The organism is Streptomyces sp. NPDC055013, assembly GCF_053608645.1.
In genome coordinates, this window is the sequence record NZ_JBSGVW010000029.1 from 14503 (window position 1) to 31118 (window position 16616).

General features: G+C 70.4%; 15 protein-coding genes. 4 read left to right on the forward strand and 11 right to left on the reverse strand.

Annotated features, from left to right (window positions below):
* Nucleotides 1-10 precede the first annotated feature (10 nt).
* From ACWGDB_RS29725 to ACWGDB_RS29750, 6 genes are all read right to left on the reverse strand, one after another.
* Nucleotides 11-499 (reverse strand): hypothetical protein, encoded by a 489-nt coding sequence (locus tag ACWGDB_RS29725; RefSeq protein WP_453825250.1) that lies wholly within the window; start codon nucleotides 497-499, stop codon nucleotides 11-13.
* 65 nt (nucleotides 500-564) lie between these two features.
* The gene (pth, locus tag ACWGDB_RS29730) at nucleotides 565-1167 is read right to left on the reverse strand and encodes an aminoacyl-tRNA hydrolase (protein WP_328427139.1); all 603 of its coding nucleotides are present in this window, start codon (nucleotides 1165-1167) and stop codon (nucleotides 565-567) included.
* Between the two features lie 96 nt (nucleotides 1168-1263).
* On the reverse strand, nucleotides 1264-1863 hold the full coding sequence (locus ACWGDB_RS29735; protein ID WP_453825251.1) for a 50S ribosomal protein L25/general stress protein Ctc: 600 nt from the start codon (nucleotides 1861-1863) through the stop codon (nucleotides 1264-1266).
* A 181-nt stretch (nucleotides 1864-2044) separates the two neighbouring features.
* Nucleotides 2045-3025: a ribose-phosphate diphosphokinase gene (locus tag ACWGDB_RS29740; RefSeq protein WP_383613580.1), complete on the reverse strand. Its 981-nt coding sequence runs from the start codon at nucleotides 3023-3025 to the stop codon at nucleotides 2045-2047.
* 133 nt (nucleotides 3026-3158) lie between these two features.
* Complete coding sequence (gene glmU / locus ACWGDB_RS29745; RefSeq protein WP_453825252.1) at nucleotides 3159-4607, reverse strand: bifunctional UDP-N-acetylglucosamine diphosphorylase/glucosamine-1-phosphate N-acetyltransferase GlmU; 1449 nt, start codon at nucleotides 4605-4607, stop codon at nucleotides 3159-3161.
* Nucleotides 4608-4822: 215 nt separating this feature from the next.
* Nucleotides 4823-5680: a hypothetical protein gene (locus ACWGDB_RS29750; protein ID WP_453825253.1), complete on the reverse strand. Its 858-nt coding sequence runs from the start codon at nucleotides 5678-5680 to the stop codon at nucleotides 4823-4825.
* Nucleotides 5681-5847: 167 nt separating this feature from the next.
* Here ACWGDB_RS29750 and ACWGDB_RS29755 point away from each other — a divergent pair, with 167 nt between their 5' ends.
* Nucleotides 5848-7200 carry a sensor histidine kinase gene (locus tag ACWGDB_RS29755; protein WP_453825254.1) on the forward strand — a complete coding sequence of 451 codons (1353 nt, stop codon included), beginning with the start codon at nucleotides 5848-5850 and terminating at the stop codon, nucleotides 7198-7200.
* 52 nt (nucleotides 7201-7252) lie between these two features.
* Here ACWGDB_RS29755 and ACWGDB_RS29760 read toward each other — a convergent pair whose 3' ends face one another.
* On the reverse strand, nucleotides 7253-7747 hold the full coding sequence (locus ACWGDB_RS29760; protein ID WP_383613571.1) for an SUKH-3 domain-containing protein: 495 nt from the start codon (nucleotides 7745-7747) through the stop codon (nucleotides 7253-7255).
* An 83-nt stretch (nucleotides 7748-7830) separates the two neighbouring features.
* Entirely contained in the window at nucleotides 7831-8346 is a 516-nt protein-coding gene (locus ACWGDB_RS29765; RefSeq protein ID WP_453825255.1) for a YwqJ-related putative deaminase, read from the reverse strand.
* Between the two features lie 316 nt (nucleotides 8347-8662).
* On the opposite strand from ACWGDB_RS29765, the gene ACWGDB_RS29770 reads away from it, so the two are divergent.
* The 3 genes from ACWGDB_RS29770 (at nucleotide 8663) to ACWGDB_RS29780 (ending at nucleotide 13736) form a co-directional block, all read left to right on the forward strand.
* Nucleotides 8663-9688: an SMI1/KNR4 family protein gene (locus ACWGDB_RS29770; RefSeq protein ID WP_453825256.1), complete on the forward strand. Its 1026-nt coding sequence runs from the start codon at nucleotides 8663-8665 to the stop codon at nucleotides 9686-9688.
* 8 nt (nucleotides 9689-9696) lie between these two features.
* Nucleotides 9697-12588 (forward strand): SUKH-4 family immunity protein, encoded by a 2892-nt coding sequence (locus ACWGDB_RS29775; protein WP_453825257.1) that lies wholly within the window; start codon nucleotides 9697-9699, stop codon nucleotides 12586-12588.
* A gap of 260 nt (nucleotides 12589-12848) precedes the next feature.
* Nucleotides 12849-13736 (forward strand): cellulose-binding protein, encoded by an 888-nt coding sequence (locus ACWGDB_RS29780; RefSeq protein ID WP_453825258.1) that lies wholly within the window; start codon nucleotides 12849-12851, stop codon nucleotides 13734-13736.
* Between the two features lie 52 nt (nucleotides 13737-13788).
* On the opposite strand, the gene ACWGDB_RS29785 is transcribed toward ACWGDB_RS29780, so the two are convergent.
* The 3 genes from ACWGDB_RS29785 to ACWGDB_RS29795 form a co-directional block, all read right to left on the reverse strand.
* The gene (locus ACWGDB_RS29785; RefSeq protein ID WP_453825259.1) at nucleotides 13789-15399 is read right to left on the reverse strand and encodes a sodium/solute symporter; all 1611 of its coding nucleotides are present in this window, start codon (nucleotides 15397-15399) and stop codon (nucleotides 13789-13791) included.
* A complete protein-coding gene (locus tag ACWGDB_RS29790) occupies nucleotides 15396-15848 on the reverse strand; it encodes a DUF485 domain-containing protein (RefSeq protein ID WP_453825260.1) in 453 nt (150 codons plus the stop codon). The genes ACWGDB_RS29785 and ACWGDB_RS29790 overlap by 4 nt, the downstream gene beginning before the upstream one ends.
* 224 nt (nucleotides 15849-16072) lie before the next feature.
* Entirely contained in the window at nucleotides 16073-16579 is a 507-nt protein-coding gene (locus ACWGDB_RS29795; protein ID WP_453825261.1) for a GNAT family N-acetyltransferase, read from the reverse strand.
* Nucleotides 16580-16616: the final 37 nt, after the last annotated feature.

Here is a 16616-nt window from a genome sequence, read left to right on the forward strand (position 1 = left end):
CCCCAGTCCCTCAGACCGCCAGGAACGCCGCCGTCAACAGCGCCGTCCCCGACCCCGCCATCACCCACGCCAGGCGTGTGCGCCGCAGTCCGCCCGCGACGACGACCGAGGCCAGCAACAGCGCGCCGCCCAGCGGAACCCAGGAGTACAGGATTCCCGCGGGCCCGGACCGCACGACGGTGTCACCACTCGGCTTGATCACGACCGTGTACGTCTGCCCCTTGCGCACGGCCACGTTCTTCTCGATGACGACGGACCTGCGCGGCTGCGACCCCGCCGAGATAGGCGTGTACGGCCCGCTGCACGAGTCCGCACCGCACCGGGTCACCTCGATCGTGCCGCTCTCCCGGCCCTTCGTGAGCATCACGTGCTGCGCGGTGCCCCACGACGCCCACACACCCGCGATCAGAATCAGCACCACGACCGTACCCATCGCCGCGAGCCGCCCGAACCGCAGCGCGGCGAAAGCGCCCTGACTGGAGACAACGGCAGAAGGCATGGCCGCGATCCTTGGCCATGCCCCTACTGCCGGTCAACCTGGGCCCGTTCGGGTGGGCGGACAAGTCAGGAGTTGTACGTGCTTTGCGCCCGCTCCAGCCCTTCGATCACCAGAGCCTCCACCGCGTCCGACGCCCGGTCCACGAAGTAGTCCAGCTCCTTGCGCTCCGCCGCCGAGAAATCCTTGAGCACAAAGTCCGCGACCGGCATACGCCCCGGCGGCCGCCCGATCCCGAACCGCACCCGGTGGTACTCCGAACCCATCGCCTTGGTCATCGACTTGAGCCCGTTGTGCCCGTTGTCCCCGCCACCCAGCTTCAACCGCAGCGTGCCGAAGTCGATGTCCAACTCGTCATGAACAGCGACGATATTGCCCACCGGCACCTTGTAGAAATCCCGAAGAGCGTTCAGCGGGCCGCCGGAGAGATTCATGTACGACATCGGCTTCGCCACGATCACCCGCCGGTTCAACGGCCCGGGCGGCCCGATCCGCCCCTCGACGACCTGTGCCTGAGCCCGGCCGGCCCGCTTGAACTTCCCGCCGATCCGCTCGGCCAGCAGATCCACCACCATGAACCCGACGTTGTGCCGGTTCCTGGCGTACTCCGGTCCGGGATTGCCGAGACCGGCGATCAGCCACGGGGCGCTCGGGTCCGTCGTCACGTCCATGTCTCCTTGATACGCGCCAGCCGCTGCCCCCATCGGGAACAGCGGCTGACGAACCGATGGCAGAGCCGAGGATCACGCCTCTGCCAGAGCTGAGGATCAGGCCTCGGCGACTTCCTCGCCCGCGGCGGCCTCTTCGCCCTCCGGGGCCTCCTCGGCCTGCGCGGCCAGGACCTGCAGGACGACAGTGTCCTCCTCGACGGCCAGCGTGGTGCCCTTGGGCAGTGTGATGTCCTTCGCCAGGATGGAGGCGCCGGCCTCCAGGCCCTCGACGGACACGGTGACGGCCTCGGGGATGTGCGTGGCCTCGGCCTCGACCGGCAGCGCGTTCAGCACGTGCTCGAGCAGGTTGCCACCCGGGGCCAGCTCGCCCTCGGCGTGGACGGGGACCTCGACGGTGACCTTCTCGCCGCGCTTCACCAGCAGCAGGTCCACGTGCTCCAGGAAGCCCTTGATCGGGTCACGCTGCACGGACTTCGGGATCGCCAGCTCGTTGGTCTTGCCGTCGATGTCCAGAGCGATCAGGACGTTCGGCGTACGCAGGGCGAGCAGCAGGTCGTGACCCGGGAGGGTCAGGTGCAGCGGGTCGGTGCCGTGGCCGTACAGGACACCGGGAACCTTCGAGTCACGACGGATACGACGGGCGGCACCCTTACCGAACTCGGTGCGGGTCGCGGCGGAGATCTTGACCTCGGACATGATCACTCCTCGTAGAACTAGAGACGGACGTGGTCACCCGGCCACGAACGGCCTGCTACGAAGAGCGCGTCGATAACGGATCGCCGACACCTGCGCGAACAGGTACGGCCTCCCTCGCCGAGCAACTGAAGCAGTCTACTCGGACAGGGAGGCCGTTCCCAAAAGGATCTCTATCGCGCGATCACTGCTCGTCGAACAGGCTCGTCACCGAACCGTCCTCGAACACCTCACGCACCGCGTTCGCGACCGTCGGCGCGATCGACAGCACCGTCAGCTTGTCCAGATCACGGCTCAGCTCACCCGGCGTCGGCAGCGTGTTCGTGAACACGAACTCGCTCACCCGGGAGTTCTTCAGCCGGTCCGCCGCCGGACCCGACAGCACACCGTGCGTCGCCGTCACGATGACGTCCTCGGCGCCGTGCGCGAACAACGCGTCGGCCGCGGCACAGATCGTCCCACCGGTGTCGATCATGTCGTCGACCAGCACACACACCCGGCCCTTGACCTCACCCACGACCTCGTGGACGGTCACCTGGTTCGCCACGTCCTTGTCACGACGCTTGTGCACGATCGCGAGCGGCGCACCCAGCCGGTCGCACCACCGGTCGGCCACCCGCACACGCCCCGCGTCGGGAGACACGACCGTCAGCTTCTCCCGGTCCACCTTCCGGCCCACGTAGTCCGCGAGCAGCGGCAGGGCGAAGAGGTGGTCCACAGGGCCGTCGAAGAAGCCCTGGATCTGGTCCGTGTGCAGATCCACGGTCAGGATGCGGTCCGCACCCGCCGTCTTCATCAGATCCGCGATCAGACGCGCCGAAATCGGTTCACGCCCACGGTGCTTCTTGTCCTGACGTGCGTAACCGTAGAACGGCACGATCACGGTGATGGAGCGCGCCGACGCACGCTTCAGTGCGTCGATCATGATCAGCTGCTCCATGATCCACTGATTGATCGGAGCCGTGTGGCTCTGGATCACGAAGCAGTCCGCACCGCGCGCCGACTCCTGATAGCGGACGTAGATCTCACCGTTCGCGAAGTCGAAGGCCTTCGTCGGGACAACCCCGACACCCAGCTGCTGGGCGACCTCCTCGGCAAGCTCGGGGTGGGCGCGGCCGGAGAAGAACATCAACTTCTTCTCGCCGGTCGTCTTGATCCCGGTCACAGCACTGTCTCCTCAGAGGTGTCTCAGCTGCCTGTAGAGCGACCTCGGCTGGGCATGGTGGAGGCCGTCTCAGCTGGTGGGGTGCGGGTGTGCACTTATCACGGTACGCCGTGTTAGACGCACCTGTTTCCGGTCAGCCCTCGCCGTCCTCCCGGCGAGACGCCGCCTCAGCCGCCTTCGCGGCCGCACTGCCCGGACGCTTACGGGCCACCCAACCCTCGATATTCCGCTGCTGACCGCGGGCCACGGCCAGCGAACCGGGCGGCACGTCCTTCGTGATCACGGACCCGGCCGCCGTATAGGCGCCGTCCCCGACCGTGACAGGCGCCACAAACATGTTGTCCGAGCCGGTACGGCAGTGCGAGCCGACCGTCGTGTGGTGTTTGTCCTGTCCGTCGTAGTTCACGAAGACACTCGCGGCGCCGATGTTCGTGTACTCGCCGATGGTCGCATCACCGACGTAAGAGAGGTGAGGCACCTTCGTCCCCTCACCGATCGAGGCGTTCTTCGTCTCGACGTACGTACCGATCTTGCCCTTCGCGCCCAGCCGCGTTCCCGGCCGCAGATACGCAAACGGTCCCACCGTCGCGTTCGCGCCCACATGCGCACCCTCGGCCACCGTGTTGTCCACTCGTGCACCCGCATCGACACGCGTGTCCTTCAGCCGGCTGTTGGGGCCGACCTCCGCGCCCTCGCCGAGATGGGTGGACCCCTGCAACTGCGTACCGGGCAGGACGACGGCATCCTGCTCGAAGGTGACGGTCACGTCGACCCAGGTCGTCGCCGGGTCGACGACGGTGACGCCGGCGAGCATCGCGTCGGTCAGCAGCCGGTCGTTGAGAATCCGACGGGCCTCGGACAGCTGCACACGGTTGTTGATCCCGGCGATCTCGCGGTGATCGCCCGCCACGGAGGCGCCGACCCGGTGACCGGCCTCGCGCAGAATCCCGAGCACGTCGGTCAGGTACTCCTCGCCCTGCGAGTTGTCCGTACGGACCTTCCCGAGGGCGTCGGCCAGCAGCTGCCCGTCGAAGGCGAACACACCCGAGTTGATCTCCCGGATCGCCCGCTGCGACTCACTCGCGTCCTTGTGCTCCACGATGGCCGTCACGGCACCCGAGGCGCCGTCGCGCACGATCCGCCCGTACCCGGTCGCGTCCGGGACCTCGGCGGTCAGCACCGTCACGGCGTTGCCGTCGGCGGAGTGGGTGGCGGCGAGGCGGGTCAGGGTCTCGCCGGTCAGCAGGGGAGTGTCGCCGCAGACGACCACCACGGTCCCGTCGACGGCCCCGCCGAGCTCCTCGAGGGCCATCCTTACGGCGTGCCCGGTGCCGTTCTGCTCCGCCTGCACGGCGGTGCGTACGCCGGGGTCGATCTCACCGAGGTGTGCGGAGACCTTCTCGCGGGCGTGCCCCACGACCACGACCAGGTTCTCGGGCTGCAACTCACCCGCGGCGGCGAGCACATGACCCACGAGGCTGCGTCCGCAGATCTCGTGCAGGACCTTCGGTGTGGCCGACTTCATACGGGTGCCCTCACCCGCTGCGAGAACGACGACGGCTGCCGGGCGAATGGCGCTCACGGGATGCCCTTCGGCTGTGGAGGGGGTGGGGTGACATCCGCAGGATACCGGGGTGTTTCTTGGGGGACATGGGAGCGGGCCCTGACCGAGATGTCAGGGCCCGCTGGGCAAGCAGCTCCCCCATCAGGATTTGAACCTGAACTTAAGGGACCAAAACCCTCAGTGCTGCCTGATTACACCATGGGGGAAGGATCTCGACTAAACCGGACATTTGGTCAGGTTGCCGAGGTGGCACCCAACACTATGCCGTACCAAGACCCTTCGATGCGACGGTACAAGTCGGCACCCTTCAGGACTTTGATCACGAGGCACCCCCTGTAGGACTCGCCGACGTTCTTCCGTACCGTCTTGGGGTTGTGCTTCTTGAGCGTCGTCTTGTTGAACGCGGAGCCGTCGGCGCCAACGAGGTCGGCCCAGTACTTCTCGGCGTCTTCGACGTCAGCGTTCTCGTGGACCATGACGGTGAAGCGCAGTCGTTCCCGTTCGACGTCGAGCAGGTCGAGCCAGACGAGGAAGACGCGGATCATGCCGGGGTCGCTGTTCACGAAAGTGACGTTCTCGCGCCGGTCGTACGGCTTGTCCTTGCCGCCCTCCGCCCAGTAGAGGCCGACGCCCACCAGGAACAGCTCGCGGGCCGAGAGGATGCCGATCGCCTGCTCGGCTGCCTCCTTGGTCCGTTGCCGCTCCTCGTCTCGGATCCGGAGTTTCGCCTCCCATCCCTTCTTGGCGATGACCGCCGCTTCCGTGTGGCTGCGCTTCCGCTCCGGCCTCGGCAGGTCCCGCACCCAAAGAGAGACCGAACTCCTGGAGCACCCCAGCTCCGCCTCGATCTGGTCGTACGTCCAGCCCTGGAGCCGTAGCTCCCGTGCCTTCGCCTTCAGGTCGTCCTTCGCGTTCGGCCTCTTCGTCCACTCCGGCGGAGGCTCACCCTTGACCAGCCGGTTGAGGATGTCGTTGTTGAAGATCTTCAGCTCGTCGCGGATCTGCCGAAGGCTGTAGCCCTGCCGCCGCAGCGCCACCGCCCGCTTCCGCAACCCCTCGAAGTCGGCGTATTTGCCTGATGCATGTGCCATGGGCATACCGTCCGGCCGGAATGATCGCTTCCAGGGTCGAACGGTGTGCGATTCAGCAGTTCGAGGGATATCGGGTCGTTTCGCTTACGTTCGGTCACGGAGTGTGGTGTAGGCCAGTCCACAAAAGTCGCCGGAAAACCACGGCTGCCCGCCCGTAGGCTGGAGGCATGACCACGACGGGGGAAGAGCAGGCCGGGGAACCACCACCGGGGGCGGGGCCGTGGTGGTGGGGCAGGTTGCGCAGTGCCGTGCTGGACGTGAGTCTGGCCGTCGTGTCCGCGCTGGAGTGCGGAGCTGAGGGGGTTCGGTTCGCGCGGGAAGCCGGGATTCCGGTGGCCGCGGGGGTGGTGTTCGGGGTTCTGGCCGGGTCGGTGCTCCTGGTGCGGCGCCGGTGGCCGATAGCCGTCGTGCTCGTGTCGATCGCCGTCATGCCCGCCCAGATGGGCATCCTGCTGGGCATCGTGGGCCTCTACACCCTCGCGGCGTCCGAGCTGCCGCGGCGGATCATCGCGTCGCTCGCGGGGATGTCGTTCGTCGGGACGCTGATCGTGACGTTCGTGTGGGTGCGCCAGGACGTGGCGCGGGGGAATCTGACCTTCGGGGACTGGGTGATTCCGTTCGCGTCGATCACCACGGCTCTCGGTGTCACGGCGCCTCCGTTGCTGCTCGGGCTGTATGTGGGCGCCCGGCGACGGCTGATGGAGAGCCTGCGGGAGCGGGCGGACAGTCTCGAGCGGGAGCTTCAGTTGCTCGCGGAGCGCGCGGAGGAGCGTGCGGAGTGGGCGCGCAACGAGGAGCGGACGCGGATCGCGCGGGAGATGCACGATGTCGTCGCGCATCGGGTGAGTCTGATGGTGGTGCATGCGGCGGCGCTCCAGGCCGTGGCGCGGAAGGACCCCGAGAAGGCCGTGAAGAATGCCGCGCTCGTGGGAGACATGGGACGGCAGGCGTTGACCGAGTTGCGGGAGATGCTCGGGGTGCTGCGCAGTGGGGGTGCCGCGCGGCGGCCTTCGGATGTGGATCAGCCTCTGGGGGCTGCCGTACCGCTTGCCGCGGTGGGGGCCGCTGCCGCTGCGGCGGCCGATCGGGGGCGTGGTGTCGGCGGGGACGACGTCGGCGCCGAGGGGCCTTGCCTGTCGGAGTTGGACGAGCTGATCGGGCAGTCGGCCGCGGCGGGGATGGTGGTGGATCTGTCCGTCGAGGGGGACTCGCGGGCGTATGCGCCGGAGATCGAGCAGACGGCGTTTCGGGTGGTGCAGGAGGCACTGACGAACGTCCACAAGCATGCGGCGGGTGCGAAGACGCATGTACGGCTCGCGCATCGGGTGTCGGAGATCGCGATGCAGGTGGAGAACGAGCCGCCGCCGGAGCTGTCGTCGGCGTCGCTGGCCCGGCTGCCGTCGGGGGGGAACGGCCTGGTGGGGATGAAGGAGCGGGTCGTGGCGCTCGGCGGGGTGTTTGTGTCGGGGCCGACGGATGCCGGGGGGTTCCGGGTGTCGGCGGTGATTCCGGCGGCGTAGCCGCGGTCCACGGACGCCGGGCCGGTGGTGCCGGTGCGGCCGTCTTCGTGTGTCAGCCCGCTGTCAGCCGTGCCGGTTCTATGCCGGCGACGAGGCCGGCGAGGGCCTGGTCGATGTCGGGGCCGAGGTACCAGTCGCCGGTGTGGTCGAGGGCGTAGATGCGGCCCTCGGTGTCGATGGCGAGGAGGGCCTCGGTGTCGGTTTCGGCACCGAGGGGGCAGACCTCGGTGTCGAGGGCGCGGCCGAGGTCGCCGAGGGTGCGGGCCATGTGGAGGCCGTGGAGCGGGTCGAAGTGGAGGGTGGCGGGGGCGACCTGGCGGCCGGGGCCGGTGGGTGCGAGGTGCAGACCGCCGAATTCGGCCCAGGCTTCCACGGCGGCGGGGAAGACGGCGTGGCGGTGGCCTGCGGGTGAGGCGTGTTCGCGCAGGGTGTCGGCCCAGATCTCCGCTTGTTTGATGTCCCAGCGTCCGGGTTGCCAGCCGGCGGCGCGCAGGGCGGCGTCGACGGGGACGGGGAAGCGGGTGGTGGAGGTGCGGTCGGTGTGCATCTGCCCTTCGTTCGTCGGTGTGATGGGGATGTGCGGGGGTGTGGGGTGGGGGTGGGTCGGCAGTCCGTGGCGGGGTTGAGAGGTCAGCCGTCCGCCGCTGCCGGGTCGACGACGCGGACGCCGAAGTGGGCGCTGAGGGCGGTGCAGGCGCGGCAGGGGGTGGCGAAGCTGCCGTGCAGGGGGTCGCCGTCCTCGCGGATGCGGCGGGCGGTGAGTTTGGCCTGTTTGAGGGCTTTGCGGGCTTCGCCGTTGGTCATGGGTTTGCGGGCGGCGCGTTTGCTGCGAGTGGCGTCGGCCGCGGTGATGTGGCGTGAGATGAGGATGGTTTCGGCGCAGCGGCCGGTGAAGCGGTCGCGTTGACCGCTGGTGAGGGTGTCGAGGAAGTCCTGGACGAGGTGGTGCAGCGCGGGGGGCTGGTCGCCGCGGGCGGCGGTGCCGGTGAGGGTTTCGCCGCGGACGGAGAGGGCGGCGGCGACGGTGGGGAGTATGCCGTCGCGGCGGTGGCGGAGGGCGGGCGCGTGGGGGTTTTCGGTGGCGCTCCAGCCGATGCGGGGGTCGCCGGACCTGGCGGCGGGTTGGCCTGTCTGCGTCGCGTTCATGTTCTCATCCCCTCCCGAGCATCCCCCGGGCATGCTCTCGGACGTCACAGAGTGCCAAACGGCGTGGCGGGTGCGGAAGCTGGGGCGCCGCGACACGCCCGGGTTTGGGCGGGCTGTCACGGCAGGGTGACGGCTGGTCACGGAAGCGGAGGGGGTCGCAACCGGCGCCGGTGACCGGTGTCGTCGTACCGCATAGGCTGTCGGCACCGCTTTCCATGCAGTGACGCGTGGACGGGGACGAGACAGTTGATACGGGGCGTTGTGACCGAGAGTGGTCATGGCGGACCGTATCTGAACGCCGCAGGGGGCAACCGCCATGACGACAGGTCGGCTCGGGCTGGGGGCACCTCCCGGCCGCCAGGCCGGGGGACACGCCGCGCCGCCGAACGCGGCCTACGCCGGGCAGGTCGTGCATTTCCCGGATCCGGTTCGCGCGTCGCGTCACCCGAGAGGAGTACGGGTGGACGAGCGTGGTCACCCCGACTTCTCGCCGTATGCGCGCGCGGCGGTGGAGATCGCGGAGCCGCCGGAGGGCTTCGGAGTCGACGAGTTGCGGCTGACGGACTATGTGTCGGCGAACGCGGCGCTGGCGGCGTCGGGGCACGAGTTGTGGGGCACGGTGCCGGCGGTGGCGACGCCGCACGGCTGGACGTGGCATCACGTGGTGGGTTCGCGGCGGCTGGAGCTGGTTCCGGTCGAGGTGAAGGCGTTGCTGCGGCATCACGGCGGTATCGCGACGTCGGCGGTGGAGCACGACAAGCGGGGGACGCGGCCGTTGCAGGAGACGCGGCCGGCGCACTTCCGGCTGCCGAAGTCGGGTGTGGCGGTGACGGAGGCGCAGGCGCTGGGGGTCGAGGAGGATCTCGGGTACCGGTTGCCGGGGGCGTATCGGTCGTTCCTGAAGGCCGCGGGCGGATGTGCGCCGGTGGGGACGGCGTTGGACGCGGAGTTGGGTCTGCTGGTCGACCAGCCGCTGTTCACGGTGCGGGACGAGGCCGCGGTCAATGACCTGGTCTATGTCAACAAGTGTCTGCGCGACCATCTGACCAAGGACTACCTGGGTGTCGGGTTCGTGCAGGGCGGGTTGCTGGCCGTGAAGGTGAAGGGCGACCGGCTGGGTTCGGTGTGGTTCTGCGCGTACGACGACGCGCGGGACGTCGATCCTTCGTGGGCGCCGGCGGATCGTGTGGAGCGGCTGTTGATGCCCTGCGGTGAGGACTTCGACGCGTTTTTGTCCCGGCTGGCGGGTTCTCCGCCGGAGTTGGAGACGGTGGCGAATCTGATGGTGGACGGTGGGTTCGCGCGTGTGGTGCCCGTTGCTGCCGCGGCTGTGGGGGAGTGAGCTTCGCGATGGTGACGTTCGCACAGGCGCAGGAGCGTGCGGAAGAGTGGATCAACGGTGAGGTGCCGGGGTACCAGCATCGTGAGGTGCGGGTACGGGAGTTCGGGCTCGGGTTCGTGGTGTGGGCCGAGGACCGCGCCGACGGTCCGCGTTCGGACGGGGGCGCACAGCGGCTGGTGATCGCCCGGGACAGCGGGGAGGCCACGTTGTGGCCCGGGCTGCCGGTGGGTGAGGTGATTCGCCGGTACGAGGAGGAGTACGGCCGTGGGGACGCGGCTGCGCAGCCGGCGCCGGCGGCCCCGGCGCGGGTGGATCTGAATCAGACGTCGTTCCTGCTGACGCCGCCGGAGTGGTTGCAGGAGGCGGCGGACCGGATAGGGGTTCCGGACCGGCGGGACGGGGGCTCGGGCTCCGGTTCGGGCTCGGCTTCGGTTTCGGACTTCGACACCGGTGCGGGCGGCGGTACGTCGGGTGCCGGGTCGTTGCCCGAGACGCAGGGCGGGGTGCCGGTGGGTGCCGCGTCTGCGTCGACTCCTCCGCCGCGGGAGCCCGGGGTGCCTGACGGGGCGACTCCCTGGGCCGGTACGGACACCAACGCCGATCCCGGTGAGGACCGTTCGGTGCCGTTGCCGGAGACGGTGTTCGCACCGCCGCTGAGCGGTGACGACGCCACGCCGCCGGACGCCAAGACGGCGCTGATCTCGGGCGGCAGCCAGCTTCCGAAGACCGCGGTCTCGCCGGCGCTGGACGGTTCCGACGTGCCGGGCGCGACGCCGCCGCCGGGGGCGCCTCCTTCGTACGGGTATCCGCAGGGTGCGGCCGGTCCGGGTACGCCGCCTCCGCCGCCGGGTGCGCCTTCGTACGGCTATCCGCAGGGGCCGGGTGCGCCGGGTACGCCCGCGCCGGGTGTTCCTGGGGCGGGTGCCACGCCGCTGCCTGCGCCTTCCTATGGCTATCCGCAGGGTGCGCAGCAGGCTCCGGAGACGCCCGGGCGCTCGCTCGCGCCCAACGCCGGTGACATCGCCGATGCCGCGACCAGCAAGGCGGCGCCTCCTCGTGCGCGGGGTGGGGCCACGCCGCCGCCTCCGCCTGGGGTTCCGGGGACACCGGGCGCTCCGGGTGCGCCGGGGGGCGGGTACGTTCCGACGCAGCTGGTGTCGTCGCTCGGCCCCGACGGGCCCGAGGGCGCTGCCGGGCCGGGGGCTCCGCAGGGTCCGGGTGCCCCGAGCGGGCCCGGCATTCCGCAGCCTCCGGGTGCCCCGGGTGCGCCCGGCATGCCCGGCGCACCGCAGCCTCCGGGCGCCCCCAACCCGCCCGGCACGCCCGGCGGTACGCCCCCGGGCGGTGTGCACCATGCCGCGACCGTGCTGGCCGACCCGAGCCAGATGGGCGGCGCCCCGCAGCCGCCGGGACCGCCCGGACCTCCTGGGGCGCCGGGTGCGCCGAATCCGCCCGGTCTTCCCAACCCGCCTGGTGCTCCCGGCGCTCCGGGCATGCCTGGTGCGCCGCAATCGCCCGGCATCCCGAACCCGCCCGGCGCTCCGGGTATGCCGGGTTCGCCGCAGCCGCCGGGTGCCCCTGGCGCGCCCGGTGCTCCGGGTGCCCCTGGCGGCGCTCGCGATGGCGTTCACCACGCGGAGACGGTGCTCGCCGCACCTTCGGTGGGCGGACCCGGTGTGCCGCCTGCACCGTCCGCGCCCGGCGCGCCGCAGCCGCCCGGAGCTCCGGGCATGCCGCCGGGTGCACTCGGCATGCCGCCCGGCGTCCCCGGTGCCCCGCCCGGAGCCCCGGGTGTGCCGCCCGGTGCGATGGGTATGCCGCCCGGCGCACCCCAGCCCCCGATGCCGCCCGGCGCGATGCCCCCGCCCGGCCGGCCCGGTCCGGGGCAGCCACCGGCGTACGGCTACCCGCAGCCGCCCGCCGGTCAGCCGACCGTGGGCCCCGGCTACCAGGCCGTGCTCCGCTACCGTGCGCAGGACGGGTCGGAGCAACAGCTGATCCGGCGTTCGGCGCCGGGTACGCCGCATCCGGAGTGGCAGATCTTCCACGAGCTGCGGGGCATGAACGTGCCCCCGGACCAGGTGCTGGAGCTGCACACCGAGCTGGAGTCGTGTGAGCTGCCGGGCGCGTACTGCGCGCGGATGATCCGGGAGCAGTGGCCGCAGGCGCGGATCACGTCGATCGCGCCGTACGGCACGGATCACGCGAGCCGGCAGCAGGGCATGCAGCAGCTGATCGCCCATCAGGGCGAGTTGCACCAGGTGGCGGACGGGCCCGCCCGGCCGGCGCCGGTGCGTGTCCCCGTGCAGCCGGTGCAGCCGGTGCCGCCGATTCCCCCGGAGGGCGTGGCGCAGGAACTGGCGGGGGCGTTCGGGCCGGGGCTCTTCCGGTTCGAGCAGGCCGCCGTGTCCCGGCAGGGTGTGCCGCCGGTCGTGGCGCACTGTCTGGTGGTCGGTGGTCTGCCGATGGACATGGGTCCGTTCTTCTGGGCGCAGGCCCAGCCGGGGCGGCCCGTTCCGACGCTGGCGGAGCTGGCGCAGGAGCGCGGGGTGCAGCCGGCGTCGGACGCGGGGTCGTACCTGGTGATGGGCAGCGACTTCGGCAAGGCGCTCTGTGTGCAGTACGGGACGGCGAACATCGTCGCCGTGCCCGTGGAGGCGGGCCCGGGCGGCGCGCCCGTACCGCCGCAGTTCGTGAACACGGGCTTGCTCGAGTTCCAGCGCTGTCTGGCGCTGCTGGGCCGGATGTGGCGTCTTCGCTTCGGCCTGAACCAGGAGCAGGCGGGCCGCTGGACCGTCGACTTCCAGGCCCAGCTCGCCTCGCTCGACCCGGCGGCGCTCGGGTCGCCGGAGAGCTGGTGGTCGGTGCTGCTGGAGCAGATGTGGGACGGGCTGCTGTGACGCCGTGCGGCTGCTCGATGTGAGGTGATGTCACCCGACTGCCGCTGACGGCGGCGTGCGGGTTGTGAAAGGGCCGGCTCCCGGTTGTGCGACCGGGGCCGGCCCTTTGCGTATGCGCTACTCGCCGCGCCTTTGTGCCTCTGTGCCCACCGTGCCGTGCCTCCTGCGCGGAGTGTCGCGTTATGAACGGTTCCGCCCGATACATCAAGATGTGCGCTAAATCATCATTTCGCATCCGTTCGGCGGAGAGGGGTTCAAGGATGAGCAGCGCACCGGTCCCGCTCTACGACTTCGTGGTCGCACGAGGGCGTGGCTACCGTCCGGAACAGGTCGACGCCTACATCGACGACCTGTTTCGCGACCGTGACGCCGCCTGGGAGCGGGCCGCCCGGCTCACCGTGCTCGCCAGGGAGATGGATGCGGAGGCGGAGCGGCTGCGCGAGGTGGTGGACGAACTCGACCCGCAGACGTACGAGGAACTCGGGCATCGGGCGTGGCGGCTGTTCGAGATGGTGCAGGAGGAGGCCGCCGCCGTGCGGGAGGGTGCGCGCAAGGAGGCGCAGCGGCTGATGGAGGAGGCTCAGACGTACGCGGACGAGATGCGTGACGCGGCACAGGCGCACGCCGACGCGGTGAACGCCGAGGCCGAGGAGTGCGCCCGTCAGCGGTTGCTCGCCGCGCGCGGTGAGGCGGGCGAGATCCGTATCGCCGCCCGGCGTGAGGTGAAGGAGGAGCGCGGGGAGGTGCTCGGCCCGATGCGTGAGGCGCGCCAGCGCACCAAGGTGTTGCTCGCCCAGCAGGCCAAGGAGCACGCCGCGCGGGAGGAGGAGGCAGAGCGGGAGGCCGAGAAGGGGCTGGCCGCGGTGGAGGCGTCGGAGGAGGAGGGGGTGGCGCGGGCCGAGGCGGCGTTGGCCGAGGCGCAGCAGGAGTTCGCGGACGCGGAGACCACGTCGAAGACCCTGCAGGTGGAGGCGCGGGCGCGTGCGGAGGAGGTGGTCGAGCAGGCGCGCAAGCGGGCGGAGGAGATCGCCCGGGACACGGAGCAGGTGCTGCGCGAGCACGGGGAGACGTGGGACGAGGTGCGCATGCAGATGGACCAGATGCGCAACAGCCTCTCGACGCTGGAGCGGCAGGCGGCCCTGGAGTGAAGCGGGGCCGGGATCCGGGGCGCAACCCCGGCCCCGGCCCCGTGAGGCAGGCTCAGTTCCCCCTGCGCACCGCCCCGGCCAGAATCCACCCTTCGACGGCCTCGTACTGCCGCCGCTGTTCCTCCGACTTGCCCCGTCCCGACACGACCGTCCCCAGCCAGCCGAAGAGGAACCCGGCCGGAATGGACACGAGCCCGGGCGTGGTGAACGGGAACCAGTTGAAGTCGGCTTCGGGGAAGGCCGAGATCGGCGACCCGGAGACCAGATTGGTCCCCGGCATCATCACCAGCACGACCAGCGAGCCGCCGATCAGCGTCCACAGCAGACCGGACCGCGTGTACCGGCGCCAGAAGAGGCTGTAGACCAGGGCCGGGGCGATCGCCGAGGCGCCGAGTGTGAAGGACAGCGTCACCAGCGGCTGGAGGCTGCGGTGCTGGACCATCGTGGCCAGCACGATCGCCGGGACGCCCACCGCCAGTGCCGCCAGCCGGGCCACCATCATCTCGCGGCGGCCGGACAGCTCCCGCAGCCGGGTGGCGAACACGTCGTGGGCCAGGGAGTTGGCGCAGGCGAGGATCATGCCGGCGACCGAGGCGAGCACGGTCAGGAAGATGGCCGTGGTGACCGCCGTGAACAGCAGCGTCTCCGCGGTGGAGACCTCGGCGCCGAACGCGGCCCTGGAGCCCAGCAGATACGCCGTGTTGCCCTGCGGGTCCGCCCCGGCGATCACCTCGCGCCCGATCAGCGCCGTCGCGCCGAAGCCGACCACCGTGATCACCAGCACGAACAGCGCCACGCTCGACACCGCCCACGACATGGAGCGGCGCACCTGACGGGCGCCCGACGCCGTGTACATGCGCATGGTGATGTGCGGCAGGACCGCACCGCCGAGGACGACCGCGAGCTGGGAGCTGATCATGTCGAGCCGGGGATGCGGACCACCCGCGAACTGCAGACCCGACTCCAGGAACGCCGAGCCGACCCCACTTCGGTCCGCTGCCGCGTTGAACAGGGCGCCCGGGTCCCAGTCGAACCGGTCCAGCACCAGTACGGCGACCACGGCGCCCGATCCGAGCAGCATCACCAGCTTCAGGATCTGGATGAGCGCGGTGCCCTTCATTCCGCCGATCGCCGCGTAGCTGATCATCAGCACGCCCAGGCCGACGATGCATCCCGTCTTCAGGGTGTCGCTCGAGAATCCGAGGATGAACGCCAGCAGCTGCCCGGTCCCGGCCAGCTGCACGAGCATCAGCGGCACCAGCGCGGCCAGCGTCACCGCGCAGGCCGCGATCCGTACGCCCCGCCCCGGCATCCGGCGCGCGAGCGCGTCCCCCATGGTGAACCGGCCCGCGTTGCGCAGGGGTTCGGCCAGCAGGAACATCAGCAGCATCAGCGACAGGGCGGTACTCAGGGCCAGCACGATCCCGTCGTAACCGCACAGCGCGACCACACCGGTGGTCCCGAGCACGGTGGCCGCGCTGATGTAGTCGCCGCCGATCGCCAGGCCGTTGCGCATCGGGGACAGAGAGCTGTAGCCCGTGTAGAACTCGTCGAGGTCGTCCCGGTCCGGGCCGGTCATCACGCACAACAGCAGCGTGACGGTGGCCACCGCACAGAAGGCGACCAGCGACATCGCCTGCGCGTTATCGCTGAAGTCCGTCATCGCCACGTCTCCCTCTGCCCCGTGCCCTGCCTGCCCGCCTCCCGCTTGCCCGCTTCCCGCTTGGCGTCCACCGCGGCCTCCCTGCGGATGCGGTCCGCGAGCGGGTCGACGTAACGCCGGGCGGTGTGCTCGTACAGCCATATCGCCAGCCAGGTGACCGGCAGTTGGAGCAGCGCGAGCAGCAGGCCCGCGGGCAGGCCGTCGGTGACCGTGCCCGACATGAACCCGGGCGCGAACGCGGACAGGATCAGGAAGAGGGTGAAGTAGCCGAGCGCGGTGAGCGTCGCCACGCGCCGCTGCCAGCGGTAGGCGGTGCGCAGGATCCGCAGGTCACGGTGGTGCCCGAGCGGTGGGTGATCGGGGGTTCGGTGCTGTGGGGGTGGGGGTGGTTGCGGTGGGTCGGGGGGCTGCCAGGGGTAGCCGGCGTATGGGTCGTACGGGGAGGACATCCCGTGCTCCTTGCGTGACTCGGGTCCGGTGCGGCGGACCGCAGGGAGTGTGGGGGGCGGGCGAGCCACGCACGTTACTTCGGAGTACCTGTTGAACGCGAGGGTTTCTTCAAACTGAGTGGTCGGTATGCACTTCCTTCACCGAACCGTGTCTGACCTGGTGCGTTACCCCCGTTAACTCAGACTTTTGAGTCGGCTATGAGCTACAGCAGGCGACGGTTGCGCTACTTCAGGTGAGCCGGCGCGTCAGGCGAGCGCCGGTAGCGGAGCCCGGGCCGTCCGTCGATGGTGATGTCCTCCACCACGGTGAAGGCATTCCTCTCCAGGACGGTCCGGGAGGCGCGGTTGTCCAGGGTGGTGACGGCGACCAGCGACGTCAGTCCGTACGCCGTCGCTGCCATCCGGCACAGCTCCGCCACCGCCGCCGTGGCGACGCCCTTGCCGGCCGCTCGCTCACCGACGCGGTACCCGAGTTCGGCGCAGCCGTTCTCGGCGTCCATCAGGTTGACCCGTCCGACGATGTGGCCCTCGTCGTCCAGTACGACATGGAAGTGGCAGATTCCGGCGTCCTGTTCGGCCAGCAGGGCCTGGTGCCGGGCGGCGAACCCGGCGGCTTCGAAGTACGCGTCGCCGCGGTCCGGGATCGTACGGGCGAAGTACTCCCGGTTCTCCGCCTCGAAGGCGAGAAGGGCGGGCGCGTGGTCGGCGCGCAGGCGTTCGAGGGTCAGCATGACGGCCAGGGTAAGGGTCCGTCCGCGGTACCACCGG

What these genes read in the sequence shown, in the direction of transcription:
- ACWGDB_RS29755 (WP_453825254.1), top strand. Translation starts at nt 5,848, where the DNA reads ATGACCACGACGGGGGAAGAGCAGGCCGGGGAACCACCACCGGGGGCG.
- ACWGDB_RS29775 (WP_453825257.1), top strand. Translation starts at nt 9,697, where the DNA reads ATGGTGACGTTCGCACAGGCGCAGGAGCGTGCGGAAGAGTGGATCAAC.
- pth (WP_328427139.1), bottom strand. Translation starts at nt 1,167, where the DNA reads ATGGACGTGACGACGGACCCGAGCGCCCCGTGGCTGATCGCCGGTCTC.
- ACWGDB_RS29780 (WP_453825258.1), top strand. Translation starts at nt 12,849, where the DNA reads ATGAGCAGCGCACCGGTCCCGCTCTACGACTTCGTGGTCGCACGAGGG.
- ACWGDB_RS29790 (WP_453825260.1), bottom strand. Translation starts at nt 15,848, where the DNA reads ATGTCCTCCCCGTACGACCCATACGCCGGCTACCCCTGGCAGCCCCCC.
- ACWGDB_RS29785 (WP_453825259.1), bottom strand. Translation starts at nt 15,399, where the DNA reads ATGACGGACTTCAGCGATAACGCGCAGGCGATGTCGCTGGTCGCCTTC.
- ACWGDB_RS29760 (WP_383613571.1), bottom strand. Translation starts at nt 7,747, where the DNA reads ATGCACACCGACCGCACCTCCACCACCCGCTTCCCCGTCCCCGTCGAC.
- ACWGDB_RS29725 (WP_453825250.1), bottom strand. Translation starts at nt 499, where the DNA reads ATGCCTTCTGCCGTTGTCTCCAGTCAGGGCGCTTTCGCCGCGCTGCGG.
- ACWGDB_RS29765 (WP_453825255.1), bottom strand. Translation starts at nt 8,346, where the DNA reads ATGAACGCGACGCAGACAGGCCAACCCGCCGCCAGGTCCGGCGACCCC.
- ACWGDB_RS29795 (WP_453825261.1), bottom strand. Translation starts at nt 16,579, where the DNA reads ATGCTGACCCTCGAACGCCTGCGCGCCGACCACGCGCCCGCCCTTCTC.
- ACWGDB_RS29750 (WP_453825253.1), bottom strand. Translation starts at nt 5,680, where the DNA reads ATGGCACATGCATCAGGCAAATACGCCGACTTCGAGGGGTTGCGGAAG.
- ACWGDB_RS29770 (WP_453825256.1), top strand. Translation starts at nt 8,663, where the DNA reads ATGACGACAGGTCGGCTCGGGCTGGGGGCACCTCCCGGCCGCCAGGCC.
- ACWGDB_RS29735 (WP_453825251.1), bottom strand. Translation starts at nt 1,863, where the DNA reads ATGTCCGAGGTCAAGATCTCCGCCGCGACCCGCACCGAGTTCGGTAAG.